Source organism: Corallococcus llansteffanensis (assembly GCF_003612055.1).
Classification (GTDB): Bacteria; Myxococcota; Myxococcia; order Myxococcales; family Myxococcaceae; genus Corallococcus; species Corallococcus llansteffanensis.
Map to the genome: position 1 here is coordinate 1 of NZ_RAWB01000867.1, position 2,714 is coordinate 2,714.

The 2,714-nt window shown below is 69.1% G+C and carries 3 protein-coding genes; 1 reads left to right on the plus strand and 2 read right to left on the minus strand.

Going from position 1 to position 2,714, the window contains the following annotated elements:
- A partial coding sequence (locus D7V93_RS41390) for a hypothetical protein (protein WP_279636994.1) occupies positions 1-340 on the minus strand: 340 nt, incomplete at its 3' end.
- 101 nt (positions 341-441) lie between these two features.
- Positions 442-1,491, minus strand: coding sequence for a glycosyltransferase family 4 protein (locus tag D7V93_RS41395; protein WP_120648474.1), 1,050 nt, complete (start codon positions 1,489-1,491; stop codon positions 442-444).
- Positions 1,492-1,582: 91 nt separating this feature from the next.
- Between D7V93_RS41395 and D7V93_RS41400 the strand changes: the two genes are divergently transcribed.
- Positions 1,583-2,713: a glycosyltransferase gene (locus tag D7V93_RS41400; RefSeq protein WP_120648475.1), complete on the plus strand. Its 1,131-nt coding sequence runs from the start codon at positions 1,583-1,585 to the stop codon at positions 2,711-2,713.
- The last annotated feature ends 1 nt before the right edge of the window (position 2,714 follow it).

The following is a 2,714-nucleotide window of genomic DNA, read 5'->3' on the forward strand; positions in this document are numbered from 1 at the left end:
GGGTGTCCCAGAGCTGGCGGAAGAGTTGAAGGCTGGTGAGCCCCGGGACGTTGCCCTGTGCGACAAGCTGATCCAGGACCTCTTTCAGGGTGAAGGTGCTGACAATGGCCTGCTCGGTCACCACCAGCGAGCGGCGAAGGTCCAGCGGCAGCAGCGCAGTCCGTGCGGGATTGTTGGAAGCCTGGAATTGAAGTCCGATACCGCCCCGTTCGGAGTGAAGCGGCGTCACCGTCGGCGAATTGAGCTCCTTCTGGACCGTGTGCTCGGCGGGGGCCAGGGCCGATTCGGTGTCGGAGGATGCGCCTGAGCAATTCGCGAGCAGTGCCAGGGCGAGCACCACGGAGACGCGGAGGGCTACTTGGTTCATGAACAGTCTCTGGCGCGGAGAAGTGTCTCACGTGGTTTCGTAGAACCACGGTGGGTGGCAGGGCGCGACTCCACTCACCCCTGGGCGCGACGATACACTCCGAGTGTTTTGAGTGCACAGGCATTCCAGTTGAATCGCGCAGCCCGCTCGCGCCCCAGTTCACTCAACTCCCGGCGAAGGATGTCATCTCGGAGCACCTTCAGCGTGGCTTCACGCCAGGCATTCGCGTCGTCGGGAGGCAGGCGCATCGCCGCATTGCCCACCACTTCCGGGAGCGCGGTCGCATCCGCCGCGATCACGGGACACCCGGCCGCCATTGCCTCCAGGGCGGGCAATCCAAAGCCCTCGTACTTCGATGGCACCAGCAGCGCCGCCGCTGCTCCGTAGAACAACGCCATCTCCGACTCGGGTAGCTCCTCCAGGTCGATGACGTTCTCGTGCAAGCCCGTCTCGTGCGCCACCGCGCCCTTGCCCGCGAGCAACACCAGGGGCACCGGCAGGTCCGTCGCGAACTTCCCCAGCATCGCCAGGTTCTTGAACGGCTTCGCGTTGCCTACCACCGCCACGTATCGCTCCGGCAACTCATGCCGTTCCCGGAACGCCCGGGCCTCACTCGCCGTGGGCGGTTCGAAGCGTGGATCCACGCCGTTGTGGATCACCTGGAACCGATACGGCGACATCTTCAGATACTTCCCCAATTCCTCCCGGGAGAAGTCAGACACGGTGATCAGCGCGGAAGCCGTGCGCGCCCGAGGCCCCACCACGGCCTTGTAATAAATCGCCTGCACCGGCGTGTACTGGTCCGCCAGCGCCAGGTGGTTCGCGTCATGCAACGTCGCCACCAGCTTTCCCGGCCAGAACAGGGGCAGCGAGAACGATGTCGCATGGAACAGGTCCGGCTTGAGCTTGTTCAGCTCATACGCCAGCAGCGGCTGCTCCAGCGGGGACAGGTACGCCGCCCGCGTGCGGTGCAGCGGAATCGTGGGCGTCAGCTCTCCCAGCCCGTCCGGCAACCCCTGGGCCGGGACGAGGGCGGAGAACTCCAGGTCCGGGGCGAGCCCCGGCAACCTTCGCGCCAGCTCCAGCGCGTAGCGCGCGATGCCGTGGAGCTGACCGCGCACCATTCGCAGGTCGAGTAGGACAGAGGGCACGGCCCCTGGCCTACCACACGCGGGACAGGCGGGCACCGCTGCTCCAGTGGTACAAGGCGCCCCCGTGAAGGTCGCCCTCGTCCACGACTGGCTCGTCACCCACCGCGGCGGAGAGCGCGTCCTCGACGCCCTCTGCGAGCTGTACCCCGACGCGGATCTCTACACGCTCATCCACCAACCGGGCAGCCAGCCTGCGCGCATCGAGAACCGACGCATCACCACGTCGTTCCTCCAGCACATCCCCGGCATCCACGCGCGCTACCGCCACTTCCTGCCGCTGTTCCCCCGCGCCATCGAAGCGCTGCGCATCACCGGCGACTACGACCTCGTCCTGTCCTCCAGCCACTGCGTGGCCAAGGGCATCCACGCCCCGCCCGGCGTGCCGCACCTGAGCTACGTGCACGCGCCCATGCGGTACATGTGGGACCTGTTCGACGACTACTTCGGCCCCGGCCGCGCCCGCCTCCCCGTGCGCGCCGCCGCGCTCGCGGTGCGCCCGTACCTCCAGCACTGGGACCGCGCCTCCACCGACGGCGTGGACCGCCTCGTCGCCAACAGCCAGCACATCGCCGGGAAGATCCGCCGCTTCTGGGGCCGCGAGGCCTCCGTCGTCCCGCCCCCCGTGGAGCTCGACCGCTTCACCCGGCTGCCCCTCGAAGGGGGAGGGCAGGGCGGCTACTTCCTGTGGCTCGGCGCCTTCGCCCCCTACAAGCGGCTGGACGTCGCGCTGGAGGCGTTCCGCACCCTCGACACGCCCCTGTGGGTCGTGGGCACCGGCCAGGAGGCCGCGCGCCTCACGTCGGGCCCGCTGCCACCGCACATCCGCTTCCTCGGCAACGTCCCCGACGCCGCGCTCCCCGCCCTCTACCGCGACGCGCGCGCGCTCCTGTTCACCCCCGAGGAGGACTTCGGGATCACCCCCCTGGAGGCGCAGGCCACCGGCCGCCCCGTCATCGCCTTCGGCAAGGGCGGCGCGCTGGAGACCGTCACCGCGAAGACCGGCCTCTTCTTCCCCGAACAGACCCCCGCGTCGCTCGCCGCCGCGGTGCGCCAGTTCGACGCCTGGGAGCAGTCCTTCCGCCCGGAAGACGCCCGCGCCCAGGCCGAACGCTTCGGCCGCGCCCGCTTCCAGCAGGCCATCCAGGCCGAGGTCGACGCCCTCCTGGGCCTGTCCCCGCCCTCCCCAGGGGTGTGAC

Bases quoted from the DNA above. Each gene is read 5' to 3' on its own strand.
- D7V93_RS41395 (WP_120648474.1), bottom strand. From the start codon at position 1,491: ATGGTGCGCGGTCAGCTCCACGGCATCGCGCGCTACGCGCTGGAGCTG.